The organism is Mycobacterium sp. TH-M82, from assembly GCF_057473605.1.
In genome coordinates this window covers 1-1,611 of record NZ_JBYCKY010000488.1, presented here as the reverse complement: position 1 = coordinate 1,611, position 1,611 = coordinate 1, and the positions used below count along the sequence as shown (strand labels likewise).

The 1,611-nt window shown below is 66.6% G+C and carries 2 protein-coding genes; both read left to right on the top strand.

All coding sequences use genetic code 11. The features are described from left to right. On the top strand, nucleotides 1–678 hold a 678-nt coding region (locus tag AC2VON_RS15120; protein WP_486953682.1), incomplete at its 5' end, for an acyl-CoA dehydrogenase C-terminal domain-containing protein. Nucleotides 679–709: 31 nt separating this feature from the next. Then, the coding region (locus AC2VON_RS15115) for a mandelate racemase/muconate lactonizing enzyme family protein (RefSeq protein WP_486953681.1) at nucleotides 710–1,611 on the top strand (902 nt) is incomplete at its 3' end.

Genomic DNA, 1,611 nt, shown 5'->3' with positions numbered 1-1,611 from the left:
GCCGACGCCGAACTGGCCGAGCGGGTCAACGACCTGCTGTTGCCGATCGTGAAAGGGGCCGGCTCGGAGCGAGCGTATCAGTACCTGACCGAGTCGCTGCAGACCTTCGGCGGCTCCGGCTTCCTGCAGGATTACCCCGTCGAGCAGTACATCCGCGACGCAAAGATCGACAGCCTCTATGAGGGCACCACCGCGATTCAGGCTCAGGACTTCTTCTTCCGCAAGATCGCCCGCGACCGTGGCGTGGCCCTGCAGCACCTAGTCGCTCAAGTCGGGAAGTATCTGGGTAGCGACGACGCCCACCCACAACTGTCCGATTCCCGTGCGGCGCTGGCCACCGCTCTCGACGATGCCCGGGCGATGGTCACCACCATGACCGGATATCTGCTCTCCTCCCAGGAGGATCCGCGCGAACTGTACCGGGTGGGCCTGCAGTCGGTGCCCTTCCTGCTGGCCGTCGGGGATCTGCTCATCGGCTGGCTGCTGCTGCGGCAGGCGGAGATCGCCCTGAGCGCACTGGGGCGAAGCCCTGCCGACACCGACCGTGACTTTTATCGCGGAAAGGTCGCCACAGCAAGGTTTTTCGCCCGTAATGTGCTGCCCAGGCTGAGCGCCGAGCGTCGGATCGTGGAGAACGCCGACTTTTCGGTGATGGGCCTTCGCGAGGACGCGTTCTGAGCGCTTTCCCCGTCGCTATACTGAGCTGTACATGCCCGTCACCGCCGCCCTCATCGCCAGGATCGAGGCCGTTCCACTGCGCATCCCGCTGAAGGCGGACGCCACACCCGGGGCATCGCTGTGGGGCGACAAACTGTCCGCCGCAGAGTCGCTGCTGGTCAAGGTGACAACCCGCGATGGAGTGGAGGGCTGGGGGGAGGCCTTCGGCTTTCGTGCCGTTGCTTCGGCCAAACTCGCCGTCAACGAACTGATCGCGCCGCTCTGCATCGGCCGAGACGCCACCCGCATCCGGCCGCTGATGCTGGCGGTCCAGAAGAAGCTGCACGTCTTCGGGCGCGGCGGCGCCCTGAGCTATGCGCTCTCGGCGGTGGACATCGCCCTGTGGGATATCGCCGGCAAGCTCGCCGGCGCTTCGGTGTCTCAGCTTCTCGGCGGCGGGGCCGGCGGAATGCCCTGCTACGCGAGCCTGGCCTGTTATCAGGACCCCGCGTTGGTCCGCACCGCGGTCCGGCGCATGGTCGATGCCGGATTTCGGGTGCTCAAGCTGCACGAGGCAGACGTGGCGGCGATCCAGGCGGCGCGCGAGGAGGCCGGCCCCGATGTCGAGTTGATCGTCGACGCCGGCTGCCGGTGGACCCCGGCCGAAGCGCGTGCCGTCGCACCGGAACTGGAGGCCGTTCGCCTGAAATTCCTCGAGGAGCCACTCTGGCCGCCGGAGAATTTCGACGGCCTCGCCGAACTGCGCAGAACCACCGGTCTCCCGATCTCGGCCGGTGAGAACGTGTCCACGCTGTTGGAATTCGAGCGCATGCTCGCCGCGGAGGCGGTGGACTTCGTTCAGCCGAGCCCGGCCAAGATGGGCGGCATCACCGAGTTGTGCAAGGTTTTTCCGCTCGCGGCGGCGCACAACATCCCGGTGATGACGCATTCCTT